The sequence below is a fragment of the Imperialibacter roseus genome (genome assembly GCF_032999765.1).
GTDB classification, from domain to species: Bacteria; Bacteroidota; Bacteroidia; order Cytophagales; family Cyclobacteriaceae; genus Imperialibacter; species Imperialibacter roseus.
This window is the reverse complement of the sequence record NZ_CP136051.1, coordinates 2509992-2526448: the sequence shown is the minus strand read 5'-3', so window position 1 is coordinate 2526448 and position 16457 is coordinate 2509992. Positions and strand designations below refer to the sequence as shown.

At 47.2% G+C, this 16457-nt stretch carries 8 protein-coding genes; 2 read left to right on the top strand and 6 right to left on the bottom strand.

What is annotated here, in order from left to right:
* Positions 1-46: 46 nt before the first annotated feature.
* Entirely contained in the window at positions 47-1243 is a 1197-nt protein-coding gene (locus tag RT717_RS10485; RefSeq protein ID WP_317491685.1) for a C40 family peptidase, read from the bottom strand.
* 135 nt (positions 1244-1378) lie between these two features.
* Between RT717_RS10485 and RT717_RS10480 the strand changes: the two genes are divergently transcribed.
* Both RT717_RS10480 and RT717_RS10475 read left to right on the top strand, forming a co-directional pair.
* Positions 1379-2866 (top strand): Na+/H+ antiporter NhaC family protein, encoded by a 1488-nt coding sequence (locus tag RT717_RS10480; protein ID WP_317491684.1) that lies wholly within the window; start codon positions 1379-1381, stop codon positions 2864-2866.
* Positions 2867-2940: 74 nt separating this feature from the next.
* Entirely contained in the window at positions 2941-3687 is a 747-nt protein-coding gene (locus RT717_RS10475) for an MBL fold metallo-hydrolase (RefSeq protein ID WP_317491683.1), read from the top strand.
* 9 nt (positions 3688-3696) lie between these two features.
* On the opposite strand, the gene RT717_RS10470 is transcribed toward RT717_RS10475, so the two are convergent.
* The 5 genes from RT717_RS10470 to RT717_RS10450 form a co-directional block, all read right to left on the bottom strand.
* Positions 3697-7866 carry a two-component regulator propeller domain-containing protein gene (locus RT717_RS10470; protein ID WP_317491682.1) on the bottom strand — a complete coding sequence of 1390 codons (4170 nt, stop codon included), beginning with the start codon at positions 7864-7866 and terminating at the stop codon, positions 3697-3699.
* A 51-nt stretch (positions 7867-7917) separates the two neighbouring features.
* Complete coding sequence (locus RT717_RS10465) at positions 7918-8283, bottom strand: hypothetical protein (protein WP_317491681.1); 366 nt, start codon at positions 8281-8283, stop codon at positions 7918-7920.
* A 390-nt stretch (positions 8284-8673) separates the two neighbouring features.
* A complete protein-coding gene (locus tag RT717_RS10460; protein WP_317492357.1) occupies positions 8674-10176 on the bottom strand; it encodes a S10 family peptidase in 1503 nt (500 codons plus the stop codon).
* A gap of 214 nt (positions 10177-10390) precedes the next feature.
* Complete coding sequence (locus RT717_RS10455; RefSeq protein WP_317491680.1) at positions 10391-13438, bottom strand: WD40/YVTN/BNR-like repeat-containing protein; 3048 nt, start codon at positions 13436-13438, stop codon at positions 10391-10393.
* 109 nt (positions 13439-13547) lie between these two features.
* The gene (locus RT717_RS10450; protein ID WP_317491679.1) at positions 13548-16433 is read right to left on the bottom strand and encodes a triple tyrosine motif-containing protein; all 2886 of its coding nucleotides are present in this window, start codon (positions 16431-16433) and stop codon (positions 13548-13550) included.
* Positions 16434-16457: the final 24 nt, after the last annotated feature.

Below are 16457 nucleotides of genomic sequence, written 5' to 3'. Positions count from 1 at the left end.
ACTATTTTAGATGCCATGGTTTAAGTGCCTAAGCCAACCGTTTGCATTAGAAAAGGACTTCATTTTTCATTTCAAGAATACTTCCCTCAAAGTTTGGCGCATACCTGCGGGCCCTCAAAAAACGATTGACATTGTATTCATCGTAAAGCTCGTTGCCGGGGTCAACGCTGCTGACCCGCACCTGGCCTGACGCATGGATGAACTTTTTGTCACCAATCCACATCCCCACGTGTACTACCCGTTCGTTTTTCTCCGGAGTAGCTGGTGTTCCAAAAAACAACAAATCGCCCACTTCCAATTGATCAAATGGCTGCTCGGATTGAACCGGCTGGCCAGCGTTCACCTGCTGCGAAGCGTCACGTGGAATCACCAGTCCATTCATGAAGTATACTGTCTTGGTAAAGCCGCTGCAATCCATTCCTTTCGTGGATGTGCCACCCCATAGATAGGGAGCGCCCATCAGTTGAAAAGCAATGTTTGTCAAATTCTCACCAGTGGGGTTTGCCTGTGCCAGCCAGCCTTCGACGGGCTTCGCTTCCTTCTTATTAACAAATGCCTCTCGTCCATCGGGATATTTCACCTGATAGAAATCTTTCCCTTCGCCCACCAGCTCCAGCACGCAACCCATTACAAGATCCGAAACCAGCTGAGCAGTTTCGCTGCCAGCTATGTATGAGAATCCGGCTACTCGGGTGTAAATGATTTTTTTGGCGTTTTTCCAGGTTTCGAAACCAGCCTTATCAAGCACCATAAGGCCGCCGTGGTCTACCCATGAAATATACTTGTCGGGCGTTTGCACCAGGTACCATTCGCCACTTTGCTTCAGCACGTTGAGTGGAGTGCCCAAAAGTGCCTGGGTGGCCAATTCGCCCGAGTGCCGGGGATCCGAACGGATATTAGCTACCGAGTTGTTGACCAACCCATAAATATTTCCTTCCAATGCCGACGATGGCAACAACTCAATGCTGTCGGTGACAGTCAGCCCACGGCCTTTTAGCGAATCGAGCAGTGCTGCTTTTGCCTCCGGTATATTTGTTTCACCAGTTAATACGACCTTTGATCCTTCATTTCGTGATGCTACCTGAAACAAAGCCACCCGTTTATCAGGAGCAAATTGCAGCTTCATCTCGGCAATTTTTTCGTCTGCAAAAGATTCCTTCTGTTCTTCGCTGGCCGGCTCGCAACCTGCCACACACGCAGACAGCACAATTATGGTAAAGAATGGCTTGATATACTTTGTCATAGTTTCTGATGACCACTGTTTACACAGAATAGGTCTTCTAGTTGAATTCAAAAACGATTTTACGCATTAATCATATCAGCCACAATTTTTATAAAATCATTTAGTAGTTTTAGCTGACTACGATTAATTCAATACATGGATCACTACGGCTTTCTCTCGCTCCTCCCTCCTGTTATCGCCATTTTTCTCGCTATTCGCACCAAGCAGGTGTTTGTTGCCCTGATCATAGGCATCTGGCTGGGCTACGTCATTCTGGCGGGATGGAATCCTTTCATAGGGTCGCTGAATACTGTGCAGGCGATGGTGGACGTGTTCAAAGATGACGGAAATACCAGAACGGTGATCTTCACCTTGTTTATCGGTGCTCTGATTGCCTTCATTCAGCGGTCTGGCGGTGTGGAGGGCTTCATTGTTTATGTGAACAAAAAAATGGAGAGCGCTCACAAGGATAATGTAGAAAAAAAGAGCCTCTATGTGAGGCTGCTGGCGGGCATAACGGGGATGCTCATTTTCGTTGAGTCCAATATTTCAGTGCTAACCACAGGTACATTATACAGACCACTATTTGATCAGCTGAAAATTTCCAGGGAAAAGCTGGCTTACATATGCGACTCCAGCTCAGCGCCTTCATGCATTTTGATTCCATTCAATGCCTGGGGAGCCTATATCATGGGCTTGCTGCTTATGCAAGGCTTTGAGCGGCCTTTTTCTACACTTTTTGCCTCGCTCCCATTTAACTTTTATCCATTGCTGGCCGTTGCTTTTCTTTTTTGGATCATCATTACCAACAAAGATTTTGGGCCGATGAAAAAGGCCGAAACCAGGGCTCGTGTGGAGGGCAAAGTAATTGCAGATGGCGCCACGCCGATGATATCAGAGGAGATTACCATCATAGCACCCATTGAGGGCAAGCCCCAGCGGGCCATCAATATGCTCGTGCCCATCGTGACCATGGTTGTGATGATGCCCATTTTTCTGGTTTATACTGGCTGGAGTAGTATCAACTGGTCGCAGCAGCCCGGCATGTTTGACGCCGTCTTCGAGGCCATAGGCGGTGGATCAGGCTCTGCCTCTGTTACCTATGCCGTGATCACTTCGCTGGCTGTGGCGGCTACCATGTATGGCCTGCAGGGCATCATGACCGGCAAAGAAATGATTAACCTGACGCTAAAAGGCATGAGCGGGATGATTTCCATGGCACTGCTCATGGTGCTGGCCTTTGCCATTGGAAGCCTTTGTAAGACATTAGGCACAGGTTTTTACGTTGCGGAAGTGACAAAAAGCTGGTTGTCGCCTGCGCTGGTGCCGGCCATCGTGTTTGCAGTGAGCTGTTTCATTGCTTTTTCTACAGGCACCTCCTGGGGCACTTTTGCGATTATGATCTCCATTGCTGTGCCCATGGCGCAGTCATTTGGAACCGATCCTCATGTAGCCATTGCTGCTGCATTGGGTGGCGGCGTATTCGGAGACCACTGCTCTCCCATTTCCGACACTACGATGATTTCGTCTATGGCATCTGCTTCTGACCACATCGACCATGTGCGAACCCAGATGCCCTATGCACTTGTGGCTGGTGGCATCACAGTGGTGCTGTACCTGATTGTGGGTTTTGTGACACTTTAAGGCCTGATAGACAGGTCAACTTTTTTTCCTCATTTCTCGTATTGGGTCATTTGTAACGCTAACCAGCTGTTCAAATGAGCTTTCATATACTTGAGATCAAATTCAACTTCAATGGCACCGAAGAGGCCATTTACCCAACAGTCATTCAATCGGGCAATGAAACCTTGCTCATCGACTGCGGCTACGAAGGATTCCTCCCGAAGCTGGAAGAGGAATTGTGTGAGGTCAACCTTTCCTTCAATGAACTAACCGGCATTCTCATCACCCATCATGATATCGACCATATGGGAAGCCTTTTTGAAATAAAGGCGAAGTATCCACACTTGAAGGTTTGGTCTTCAGATTTGGAAGCGGGGTATATCGACGGCAGCAAAAAATCGCTTAGACTGATCCAGGCTGAAGACACCTATGATCAGCTCCCGGTGGCTTACAAAGAAGGTGCACGCTATTTTATTGACCAACTCAAGCGAATGAAAGCTGTTCCGGTGGATAAAGTCTTTGGGCTGAATAAAGAGGGTGAGTTGCTGGAAGGAGTTGAAGTAATTCATACGCCAGGCCACGTTTCCATCTACTTGACGCATCGCCAAACCCTGATAGCCGCAGATGCTGTAGTGGTGGAAAATGGAGAGCTGGAAATAGCCAACCCCCAATTCACCCTGGACATGCCAACGGCCCTTGCGTCGGTTAAGAAGCTTGAACGACTAGCCATAGACAGGCTCGTCTGCTACCACGGCGGCTTGTTCGGCAGGGATGCCAGTGCTGCGCTTTTAAACCTTACAAAAAGGTATAAGGCAACGCAGGTGAAGGCGAATACAGTCTAATCGGCGTTATCAGGCTGTTACACTCATAGTCGACACTTTCCTCAACAACACAACAAGTTCTTCGATCTTTATCGGTTTGCTGATATAGTCGTCCATGCCTGCAGCAATGCAAATGTCGCTGTCGCCCTGCATAGCGTTTGCCGTCATGGCTACAATTGCGGGCTGGTCGCCAGGTAAGGCCCGTATTTTTTTGGTGGCCTCAAGGCCATCGAGCACAGGCATCTGCACGTCCATAAACACAAGGTCAAAGCCTCCGCTGCGAACAGCATCCACGGCGTCCTGTCCATTTTGAACGATTACCGGACTGTAACCGAGCTTGCTCAGCACTCTTTCGGCCAGTTTTTGATTGACCAGATTGTCTTCAGCAATTAACACTTTGAGTGCGTGCTTTTTCGAAAACTCTGCGTTCAACTGGTTAGATGTTGCTGGCTCCTCTTTTGGTTTATGCGTTTTCCCCTTTAGCTGGTCGATAATCGCCTTATAAAGCTCACTTTGGCGAACTGGCTTCGTGAGCACTTCGGCAAACAGATCGATGTATGTCTTGTGATGATCGTTGCCCAAGGAACTCAAGAGGATAATGGGTATATCCTTATGCAGCTTTTTCAGGCTTTTTGCCAGCGTCACTCCGTCCATTTCCGGCATATGCATATCTGTGATGATGAGGTCGAAAGCACCTTGTCGTTTCACCAGTTCGATAGCTTCGCTGCCCGATGTGGCGACTGAGGGTGCCAACTTCCACAGCCCAAGCTGGTTACTCAAAATTTTCAAATTGGTAGAGTTATCATCAATCACGAGCACCTTCTTTCCCTCCAAGCCTGCAACATTGAAATGCACGTAGGTTCGCAGCGCCTGCTGGCTTGTGCCAACAACTATGTTGAAGGAAAATACCGTACCAACACCAGGAGTACTTTGCACCTCAATTTTTCCACCCATCAGGCCCACCAGTCGCTCGCAGATCACCAGGCCAAGGCCGGTTCCCCCATACTCACGGGTGGTTGAGCTATCGACCTGCGAAAACGGCTTGAAAAGGCGTTCTATCTTGTCTTCATGAATTCCTATGCCAGTATCGCTCACATCAATTTGCAGTCCCAATGTGCCATTTGAGCCATGTCCCAGTTTTACATTAACGAAAATCTCTCCGTCTTTGGTGAATTTGATAGCATTGCTAACAAGGTTTACCAATACCTGTTTCAACCGGTGACTATCCCCAACTACTTGCGTAGGCACATTGTACCCAATCTGGTAGATGAGGTCCAGCCCGGCCAAAGTCGCTCTGTTAGCGAACATGTCCAGCACTTCTTCGATACAGTTTCTCAGGTCAAAGTCTTTCTCTTCGAGCTCGATATTGCCTGATTCAATTTTTGAGAAGTCAAGTATGTCGTTGATAACGTTCAACAGGCCTTCACCACAAATCTTGATCGTTTCTGAATATTCCTTTTGTTCGTCGTCGAGGGAGGTTTCAGCCAGAAGAGAGGCCATTCCCAACACACCATTCAATGGTGTTCGAATTTCGTGACTCATAGTAGCCAGGAAAACGCTTTTGGCTTTGTTAGCTTTTTCTGCCTCCAACCTGGCCTCACGTTCCTGATTCGTGGATTTCTCCAGCTGTTTGGTTCTTTCCTCTACCTGCTTTTCGAGCCTAAATTTTTGACTTTTTACTCTTCCCATCTTAATCCGGTAGTAACCTACCAGAAGACCTGCCACAGCGAAGCTGGAAAATACTTTGAACCACCATGTAAGCCAAAATGGCGGCGATATCGATATTGCAAGGGATGCCTCATTTTGAGACCAGTGACCTTCGTTGTCAAGACCCCGAACCCGGAAAATATAGTCGGCGGGATCTAGATTGGTGTACGTAACGGCATTTTTTTCACCAATCTCGATCCAGTCCTCATCAAAGCCCTCCAACATGTACATATACCGCTTTCGAGACGGTTTGGTGAAATTCAACGAAGCAAACTCGATACTAAAAACTGTCTGGTCGTGACGGAGGAAAACCTCCGTGGCCTCACCGATGCTTATTTTTAAGCCCTCATCTGACAAACTATCGGTGCTGACGGCTAGCTCCTCATTGAACACTTTGAAGCTGGTGATTGCAATGGGAGGATCAAAGGCAGTATCAATAATACTGTCAGGCACGAATTGATTGAAGCCATCGTTGCCCCCAAAGTACATCGCTCCTGAGGTGGTTTTTAAAAATGCATGGTCTTTGAACTCCCCTTTGAGCAGGCCATCATTGGATGTGTAATTTTTGAATGTTTTGTTTGCTCTGTCAAATTTAGACAGTCCTTTATCAGTTCCGATCCACAGGTTATAATGGCTGTCTTCTAAGACACCGGCGACGATATTATTAAGCAGCCCGTCCCTTACCTGAAGAGCGCTGAAAGTATTTGTCTGTTTATCGAGAATATTGAGGCCATTATTGGTACTCAGCAGTATGTTGCCGCTGGAATCTTCCAACACGTTATAAATCACGTTGTTGCTTATCGACCCAGGGCCTTCTCCTTCTTTGAATACCGTAAAATTATCTGTGGCTGGGTTGAACTTATTGAGTCCACCACCCTGCGTGCCTATCCAGAAGTCACCCTCGCTATCCTCAAGAAAAGAAGTCACACTATTGGAGGATAAGCTAGTTGAAACTTCAGGGTTGTTAAGATAATGCCTAAAACTTCCCTTCTCTCTTTGAAAAACGCTGACGCCCCCGCCGAAAGTGCCTACCCAAATATTTCCTTTTTTATCTTCATATATACGCCAAACGTTGTTGCTTTTGAGGCTTCCAGGTTTGGTTGGATCACTTTTATAGTGGGTAAACTTATTTGTGATACGGTCGTAGACTGTCAGGCCGTCGGCCCAGGTGCCAAACCAAAGCTTGCCTTCGTGGTCTTCCATAATGGTTAGCACATAGTCGCCGCATAAGCTATTGGGGTTGTTGCCGTCATGCCGATAGTGTGTGAAATTACCTGTAGCCGGATCGAAAAGATTGGCGCCACCTCCATCCGTACCTATCCAAACAAGCCCGTCAGCATCTTCCATCATACATAATACCTTGTCGCTGCTGAGGCTATTGGCAGACGGGTTGTATTGAAAGTGGTTAAATTTATTGAAATCGTTGTCGATATAATTAATTCCGCCATTGAATGTACCGATCCAAATCGTTCCCTTTGAGTCTTCAATGATACTCCATACCGAATTGCTCGTCAGGCTAAACTGACTGTCATTTTCTATATGATTTACAAAAGTCTTGCCCTTTGGGTCGTACACTGACACACCGCCGTTTTCAAGACCAATCCAGATATTTCCATTGGCATCTTCCTCCAGTGCATATATGCTTTCTGTTACTAAATCTCCTGGTGAATTCACTTTTCTAAAACTGGTTTCATTTTCTTTTATCAGGTTGAGCCCACCCTCTATAGCCCCTATCCAGATGTTTCCCTTCTCATCTTCCATGAGTACCCGAACAGAGTTGCTTGCAAGGGAGTTGGAATTGGCTGGATCATGCGTAAACTTTGTGAAAGATTTTCCGTTGGGGTTCAGCAAATAGAGGCCGTGGGCATAGGTTCCCACCCATACCCTGTCCTGGCTATCAACCATTACGGCTTCGACAGTCGATCCGCCCAGGCTTGTAGAGTCGCCTGGAATGTGAGCGAAATGTGTAAACGTTAGGGTAGTATTGTCAAAAAAGTCAAGAGTGCCATTTTCCATGCCGAGCCAAAGATTATCATCCTTATCGATCGCAAGCGTCTTTACCAGATTGCTGCTGATGCTGGTAGAGTCTGCGGCGCTATATTTGAACCGATAAAACCTACCCTTTCGCCGGTCGTACATACTTAAACCGCCTCCCCAGGTTGCTACCCAAATATTACCCTGGCTGTCTTCAACCAACTGTTGAATGTAGTTGCTTCCAATCGTCGTGCTGTCGTCAGGCTCTTCGGTGTACACGGTAAACTTGTAACCGTCGTACTTATTGAGTCCATCACGGGTACCAAACCAGAGAAACCCCCGGCTATCTTGCAAAATGGAAATAACGTGACTGTGTGAAAGGCCATTGTCGGATCCGAAATGTTCGAACTTCAGGCGCTGATTTTGGGCCGCAACGGTAAAAACAAGTGCTAGTAACAAAAGAATTGACAATAAGACCGCAGCAATGCGCTGTTTCCGGATGTCTGCAAGGTTTTTCATAAGAGAGTGTTGGGTAAAATTTCTGGTCAATGGTCTCGCAATAGATTGCGGCTATCTCATGGCGATCTCAGCTTCGATGTCTATGACCAATTGAAGAAGGGCGGCGCTCAGCCTGGATGTATACTGGGCGATCAGCAGTGGATGCTGGGCGTAAAATGCGTCCTTGACCTTCTCAATCAGGGTATTGACTTGGTGATCGTCAATCATATCGATGCTTACCGTCACCTTATGGCAAACGGTAGAGAATGCTGACAAATCTCCAGTTTGCAATGATTCCTGTAAGGCGATATGAAGCTCTTTAACATTGTCAACAAGGAGAAGACATAGTTCTTTTTTAAACTCCTGATCATCGTCAGTGTAACTGGAGAAGTCGATATTCAGTGGCTTTGGCTGTTCGAGAGTTACTGCTGTATTCATATCATTTAATTTAAGAGCGTCATACTAATAGAAGCTGACACAATGAGACGAAAAACTTTAGCAGCCACTTCATCTGAATATGTCCAACTTATATGAACGTAAATTTACGGGCAGCTCAACGGGCAATTTTGGGTTTACCATGTAGTTTCTTACATCCGTAGTTAAATCGCCGTTATAGGAAAAATTGCAGAGTATCAGTGAAATACAAGAGATTTTGGCATGATTAGCGTTGTCGGGCACCCTTAGGTAATCCTACCCTGCCGTTATAAACTTTCAAATGGGGATAGAAAGGTTACATGGTTTTGGGATTCTATAATTCCAGCAAATTGCCTGAAGACAAAAAAAACTGCCTCTTTCGAGGCAGCTCCACTCTATAAACTCACTGGGTAATTAGTATTTAGCAGGCTTGTTTGGGCCTGGCAGGGACTTCTGAATGAAATCCCTGATATCGTCATTGGAAGTGACCAAATCTTCGGCTCTGAGATACATCATGTGGCCGCTTCTGTAGCCCTCCCACCGCAATCTGTCTTTTAGCTTACCACTGGGATCCATCTGCCACATCGAATACTTGGCGTTGAAGTAGTCGGTGCCACCATCAAAATAACCTGACTGGATCATTACGTGCATGTAAGGGTTCTGAGCCATGGCCTGGCGCAGGTTCTCGCCGGTTTGATCGCCACTTCTGTCCCATGGGTGCACTGGCCCGAAAAGGTTGTATTGCAAATCAGTTTTGAAATTGAGCACGTCTCTCAAGTAATAGTTGATTGCCGGAGCAAACTCGTGGTTCCACATGGTCAGCGCAGGGTCGTAGTCACGACTGTCACCTGCATCTTGTCTGTCAATGCCTTTGTAGCGGCTGTCGAGCCTGCCCACAGTCATTCCCTGATCTCTAAGCAGCTCCTTCCAGTAAAAGTTGGTAGGTATCGCCAAATTGTGTTGTAGCAACACAGACTCCTTTATGCCTGAGTATCTCGACATTTTGGCCGCCACCTCTTTCCTTTTGGCTTCACTGATAAACCCACCTCTCGTCATGGCTGGAATCACTTCGTCGATGGTGTACTCCTCTACTTCAGGCAAAATCTCATCAAGGTCTTTGGCCTGCAAATCAGCGGGAAGCATTTTATGGTACCAGGCTGTAGCAGCATAGTAAGGCAGGTACAATGCATCATGCACAGGGCCGTCACGGTCAATTCCAAGGCCAGTAGGTGATACAAGGATCACTCCGTTAAAGTACATCCAATGTGCATTTTGCAGCTCCAGTGCCAAGCCTGAAACCCTGGTGGTGCCGTAGCTTTCTCCAATGATGTATTTGGGCGATGACCACCTGCTTACTCTGGATACAAACACATCCAGCCAGTCAGCCAGGTATTTGATGTCGGCATTTACTCCAAAAAAGACAGATTTCTTTGCTTCCGGGTCAAGTATACGGGAAAAGCCTGTGTTCACAGGGTCGATATAAACGATATCGGCAACATCCAGAATGGAATTCGGGTTCTCCTTCACACCATATGGCTGCAACGGATAGCCCTCGCTATCGATATTTAATACTCTCGGGCCGGTGTAGGCAATGTGCATCCATACCGACGCTGAGCCGGGTCCACCGTTGAACGAAATCACAAGCGGTCTGTTGGCCTTGTTCGTGATGTCGGTCCTTTCATAATAGGTATAAAACATGGAGGCTATTACCTTGCCATCCTCATTCCATACCGGCTGCGTGCCTGCTGTGGCTTTGTAGGGGATTTTCTTGCCTTTGATCGTCACCTCATGTGTGGTAGTGATTGCTGACTCAGCTGGCAAGGTTCTTTCTGGCATCGCTGTCGCTTTCTCCTGGGCTCTGACCACGGAAGAGGCACAGAAGACCAGCAGCAAACTTCTTAAAAGTATCTTTTTCATCATGATTGGTATATGTCAGTTGATTTGAACCTGAGAAAAGTAGGGAAATATGAAATTCGTTCGTTGCGAATCTTGATAGAAATCTCATTGAGATGTTGAGTGGTAGCCACTGGTGGAAGAATGTGCACCAGGTGGTAAAAAAATGAAGCTGTCTCAAAAGCTCAGACGTTGACCCTGAGCCTATGAGACAGCCTTTCTCCGTTTTCGTCAGTTTCTACCTTTTACTGTTTATGTCTACCATTCCACTGTAATCGGCCTTGATTTTACTCAGCAGATCCGACAACTCCTCATACCTGTCGTAAGCATCTTTGCCGGGCATCTGGTCGGCCCTGTTCAACATAAAAGAAAGGTACCGGATTTGATCCACCAGCATGGGCTGCATGTATATTCCTTCCGGGGTAGTTACCTGATCCTGAAGCGCCTGAAGAGCCATCAATTTCTTCCGGGCATTCCCTGACTTGTTTCCTTCCAGGGCCTTCACAGCCTGCTTAATATCATCTTCCAAATGGCTAGCCTCTGACAATAAGTCTCTTACCTGCAGCGCCAGCTTTTCCTGAGCCAGCAGCTCTTCCTGCGTAACACCAGCATCAGCAGCTTTCGGGTCAATCAGCACATCGAAGCTTTCACTAAAGGTGTTACCACCAATGGTAAACTTAGCCGTATAAGTTCCGGGAGATACCATGGGGCCGTTGCTGAACGCCCTGCGAGCATCGGCACTCCAGGCTCCCATGTGAGTCAGGTCCCAGTTGAAGCGGTTGCTGCCAGCCTTGTTAGGCAGTCCTGGCTTCCCTCCTTTGGTGAAGAAGCCTGTGGCCATATCTGTGCTTCCCTTGTCACCTTTAGGCCTGGTGGCACTGGTAAAAGAGCTGATGATATTACCGTCCCTATCCGTTATTTCCAAAATAATGTCCGACTCTGATTTGTCTTTAAGATAATAATCGATGGTGACAGCAGCGTCGGGATACTCGGGGTACTTCCCTTCTCCGTTATATCTGTAGCGGAACCGATGAGCTGTTTCGGGTTTGAACAAATGAGCGCCCTTAGATGACACGGTCTTGATCGAATGCAGTGCACTTATATTGTCCATTATGTAGAATCCCCTGCCCATAGTGGAAAGTATCAGATCGTTGCGAAACACCTTGATGTCGGTAATGGGAGTAACTGGCAGGTTTTGCTGAAACGATTCCCAATTGGCGCCATCATCGAAGGAGATGTACAACCCGAACTCTGTGCCGGCATAAAGTACTCCTTCTTTTTCGGGGTCTTCCCGGATCGTTCTTGTTGGTTGATCGTCGGGAATGCCATTGGTGATGGCTGTCCAGTTAGCGCCGTAGTCTGTAGTTTTGAAAAGGTAAGGCTTCCAGTCACCCAGTTGATAGCGAAGCACAGCCACGTACGCCTTTCCTTCCTGATGCGGTGAAGGCTCCACACAGTCAACCCTGCCGCCCTTTGGCATTTTTGGTGTCACGTTGGCCCAGGTTTTGCCTCCGTCTTTGGTTACGTGCACAGGGCCATCGTTGGCGCCCACCCAGATCAAACCTTCCTTCATGCGTGACTCATTGATATCGTAAATAGTGCTGTAGTATTCTTCTCCCGTAACGTCACGGGTTATAGGGCTTCCTGAAATCACCTGCTTGTCTGTTTCGAAAGCTGTGAGGTCGGGTGAAATGATTTCCCATGTTTTACCATCATCCACCGTCTTGTGTAAATACTGCGAACCATGATAAACCACTCCCGGCGTGTGGAATGAAGCGTGAACCGGGGCTACCCGCTGAAACCTGAATTTAAGGTCTTTTGGGTTGTGCCCGTAAATATTTGAAGCGCCAACGTAATATTGCTTTTCTTGCCCTGTGCGTTTATCATACACACCGAAGCGGCCTTTACAATTCGAATAAATAATGTTGGGATCACCAGGTTTTGGCACTGCCGGGCCTGTTTCGCAACCTCCAACTGCCATCCAGTAGCCTACAGCCCCTGACGGGTGATCATAAGGTGGAGCGCTGGGCACTGCTATCGTTGAGTTGTCCTGCTGACCGGCGTATAGCCAATAAGGGTACTGATCATCGACTTCTACCTGGTAGAGCTCGGCTGTTGGCTGATTGTTTTGTGTTGACCAGGAGATGCCGCCATTGAGCGTTACATTGGCCCCTCCGTCATTGGACTGTATCCAAATCATCGAGTCATTTGGGTTGATCCAAAGGTCGTGATTGTCACCATGAGGTGGATTCAGCCTTGTCCAGGTTTTACCTCCATCCCTGGACCTGATGCCCGGGTTGGCCTGAGAGAATACGTCGGATGCATTGAGCGGATTCACATCCACATTGGTATAATAAAACGGTCTGTTGACCAGGTCTTCGTTGTCGCTTACATGGACGAAAGATTCCCCCTGATCGTCGGAGCGATAAAGCCCCTGCTCCTTTACTGGTGCTTCTACAATGGCATAGAGGCGAAGTGGATCAGCTGCACTCACTCCAAGGTCTATTTTTCCAATAAGCCCTTTTGGAAGCCCTTTCGTCTTCTTCTCCCAGGTTTTTCCGCCGTCTTTCGACTTGTATATTCCACCTTCCTGGTATCCCCCACTGATGATTGTCCAGGGTGTTCTTTTGAACCTGTACATTGCTGCATATACGATATTTGGGTTATTGGGCGCAAACTCAAGGTCCACTGCTCCTACTGAGTCGGAATCATAAAGCACCTTGTCCCAGGTAGTCCCTCCGTCAGTCGTTTTGTAAACGCCCCGCTCTTCATTGTTTTGAAAAGCCTGCCCCATGGCTGCCACAAAAACAGTTTTCGGATCAGTTGGGTGAATTTCCACGGCACCAATTTGCCCCACTTTTTCAAGGCCGAGATGAATCCATGTTTTCCCTGCATCGGTTGACTTGTAAACACCTTTCCCCGTGATCACATTTGAGCGAATACCGTCTGTACCTGTACCCACGTAAATGATGTTCGGATCGGTGGCCGCTACCCTGATGGCACCAATCGAGCCAGTGGCAAAATACCCGTCCGATATGTTTTTCCAATTGATCCCATAGTCGGTAGTCTTCCAAACGCCACCACCAGTTGCCCCCATATAAAATGTGCCTGGCTCGCTCGGGACACCTGTTACCGTGGTTACACGACCACCCCGGGTTGGCCCAACATTTCGAAACTGAAAAGCCTGGTAGATCTGTTTTTCGGATGGCTGAGCGTGCAAAGGAAAATTAGCCAGAATAGCCAGCAGAACGGCTCCGAAGGCATTTAGGAGGGCACTTTTTTTCATGAGTAAGGTTGCTTGTTCTTATGCCCCGAAGTTAGAAAAGTTGGTTCACAGGGTTAAGCCGTTTGTATAAAACTGGCTTAATACGAAACTTATGAACAGGTCAAGACTGCTAACTCTGCTCCTCCACAGTCTTCTTTCCCGACGACTTTTTACCAATGCTTCTGGTAAGCTTAGACACATGGCCCTGAACTAATCGATCGACTTTTTCTCCTTTTCCAGACAACTTACTTCTCATAAAACTTTCAAGCGGCATTAAACAAAAAGCCACCGCTACCTGTAAAAAGAAGGACAACACTGGCGATGAGTTCGTCTCAAAATTTGCCTCTACAATCGTCTGGATAAACTCAATAATCATGATGATGGTGAGGAACGTGAGCAAACGATTAAGCACCAGCACAACCATACTGTTGCTTTTGGTAAGCCTCGAACTCAAAAACAGCAGCATAGCGAAAAACAGAAACTCGGCGGCATAAAACCAAGGCCGTTGCCAATACGGCGGCACAACGGTAAAGAAAATAGACTCAAGCGGCTTCACAACACCAAAGCTATTGCGGGTTTCTACCTGTAGCTCATACTTATCGGACGGCAAATACGAGAACTGAATCGTATTGTTATTGGGCGACCACTCCGACCATTGCTCATTCAATCCAAGCAGTCGGTACCTGTACTCAATCTTAAGGATACCGGAATATTCTGTTTGATGGTAGAAAAAGCTCAGCGAGCTGTTCTCCTGTTCCACCCGCAATTTGGTTCCTATCGGAAGTAATTGATTATTGACCGACCTGATGTGCTTCAGGAATGGATTATAGTTGGCTTCAAAAGCCTTGTTGTGGTCGATGCGATAGAAATTGTTATCAGCGGTCACCACCCACAAATCACCCTCTTTTTCAAAATCAATTGAAACAATGTGGTCAAATAGGTTGAGAAAAGTAAAGGCACTATTGGCGTCGGTTTTGGGGCCCATTTTATGCCAAAATCTTCCGTCAGAGACGAGCAAGTGGCCGGCGGAGCTTATATAGCGGCTGGGCTCCGACATCCCGAGCCAGTCAAATTTCTCAAGCCCGTCACCAGCTAGTTTGAAAAAGCCTTTTGCGTGCATAAATACCACGCCAAGGTTGGCGTCGTCGATGCCTATTACGGGGTCAAGGTAGTCGTTCTTAATGGGAACCTCCCCCGCTTCGACAAGCGTATTATTCTCAATCTTAGCCCAATAGAGCTTCTGCGACGTACAAAGCCAGATTTTGCCAGTTCTGTCTTTGAAAATGAACTGGATAAAATCATCTACATTCTCAAGTAACGTGGTTTCTTTCCATTTTCCAGCTTCGTTCACAACCGTTAGCAACCCGCCCCGGTATGTTGATATAAGAATAAGGTTCTGGATAGGGTCATAAAATACCCTTCTCACCGCTTCGGAATATATTTGAACTGCTTCGTCTTCTTTGACAATAAACACTCCTGCCAGTCCGGCTGCCATCATTTCATCATCGTTAATGGGCACCAGTTGGTTGATCCGGCCTTCTACTCCCTTTATTTTCTTATAAACATAAGTGATGCTTTGCAACTCCTTCTTCACCCTCCTTACCATGACCGGCTCAGCAGTAGCAGTCTTCTTTTTTCCTCCAATTTGACTTCTGGCCTTGCTGATGGCAGTAGCGACAACGGCTTTCTTAGGTGCCTCCGGTTCTTCTTTCTTCTCTTCCGTGGCTTCCTCCCCTTTATTCTTTTTCAAAAAAGAAAACAAGCCGCCCTTTTTCTTTTTATCGTCCTCTGGTGCTTCCTCAGTAACAGGCTCCTTTGTCGTCTCTTCTACTTTGTCATCTTTTTTATTGAAACGCAAAAATGAAAAAAGGCCGTCGCCATCCTTTTTGTCTTCTTTTCTGTCATCTGCAACGGTTAGCTGCGTGTCGGGATTCTTTTTTATATAGTAGACGATCTCATCAAAGTTCTTGACCTGATCCAGATAAAAGAGCCCCAGGTTGGTGCCGGCAAATACTCTTCCGTCAAAATGCCGCGAAGTATACAGCGTGCCATCAAGCCCCGGGTAGTAGTTGTATGACTTGAAGGGAATGTTTGGAGACACCCTGGTGTATCCATAGGGATGCGCTACCCACAGCCCGGTGTCTTTGTCCCTGAACAATGTCTGGGTTTCATTGTCGGGCAGTCCGGTATGAAAGTTGACGATCTGATCCAGCTTTCTCCCCTTCGCATCAACAAACACAACCCCTCCTCTTAAGGTGCCCACCGCCACGAGGTCATCACTCATCCAGGTCAAAGAAAGAATCCTTGCCTCATCCAAATATCCCTCATCGTCGAGTTTCAGCGGCACTAGCTGACCGCCAACAATCTGGAAAAGTTCGTTTTTTCTATTGGCACCAATCCATTGGTTGCCCGCCGACTTACTCCACTGCAACCAGGGGCCTTTCTCTACAAATCTCGGAGGTAGCACGCCCTGCCCTCTGATAAGAAAGGTAGTGTCTGCATTGAAAGCAACAAGCTTTGCGTCAAAAACACCAATTTGTGTGACAGGTAGCGACGTAGCTATTTTTTCCAGTTTTTTTGACGACGGACTATAAGAAAAAGCACTTTTTCCGTCGGTCATCACGAGCTCTTCACCATAACTAATGAGCTGTGTCATTGAGGACAGTTTGCTTAAAGAGTCGCCCAAATTTTTGAACGCAAGATTTCCAAAACCGTCAGTAGTGAGCATGCCAAAGCCATATGTACCTGCCAGGTAAATGACAGAGTCGTTGAGCGAGATAGAAAAAGTTGGCCCAGGGGTTTCTATCAAGTCCCAGCTGGTGCCATCAAATTGCAAAAGCCCCTGTCTGTTGGCAAAGTAAAGTCGGCCAAAATCATCTTGCTGGATACTATAATTGATTTGATCCCGTTTGTTTGCTATGGGAGTAAAATGAGTTTGGTAGTAGTAGCCTGATTGGGCTACCGCCGTAGTAGCAATTGAAAGAAATAGAAGCAGGCCAACAAGTAAACGTCTCATATGGGATCAAGGTCGAACCGTTAA

Bases quoted from the DNA above. Each gene is read 5' to 3' on its own strand.
- RT717_RS10455 (WP_317491680.1), bottom strand. From the start codon at position 13,438: ATGAAAAAAAGTGCCCTCCTAAATGCCTTCGGAGCCGTTCTGCTGGCT.
- RT717_RS10450 (WP_317491679.1), bottom strand. From the start codon at position 16,433: ATGAGACGTTTACTTGTTGGCCTGCTTCTATTTCTTTCAATTGCTACT.
- RT717_RS10460 (WP_317492357.1), bottom strand. From the start codon at position 10,176: ATGAAAAAGATACTTTTAAGAAGTTTGCTGCTGGTCTTCTGTGCCTCT.
- RT717_RS10485 (WP_317491685.1), bottom strand. From the start codon at position 1,243: ATGACAAAGTATATCAAGCCATTCTTTACCATAATTGTGCTGTCTGCG.
- RT717_RS10475 (WP_317491683.1), top strand. From the start codon at position 2,941: ATGAGCTTTCATATACTTGAGATCAAATTCAACTTCAATGGCACCGAA.
- RT717_RS10465 (WP_317491681.1), bottom strand. From the start codon at position 8,283: ATGAATACAGCAGTAACTCTCGAACAGCCAAAGCCACTGAATATCGAC.
- RT717_RS10470 (WP_317491682.1), bottom strand. From the start codon at position 7,866: ATGAAAAACCTTGCAGACATCCGGAAACAGCGCATTGCTGCGGTCTTA.
- RT717_RS10480 (WP_317491684.1), top strand. From the start codon at position 1,379: ATGGATCACTACGGCTTTCTCTCGCTCCTCCCTCCTGTTATCGCCATT.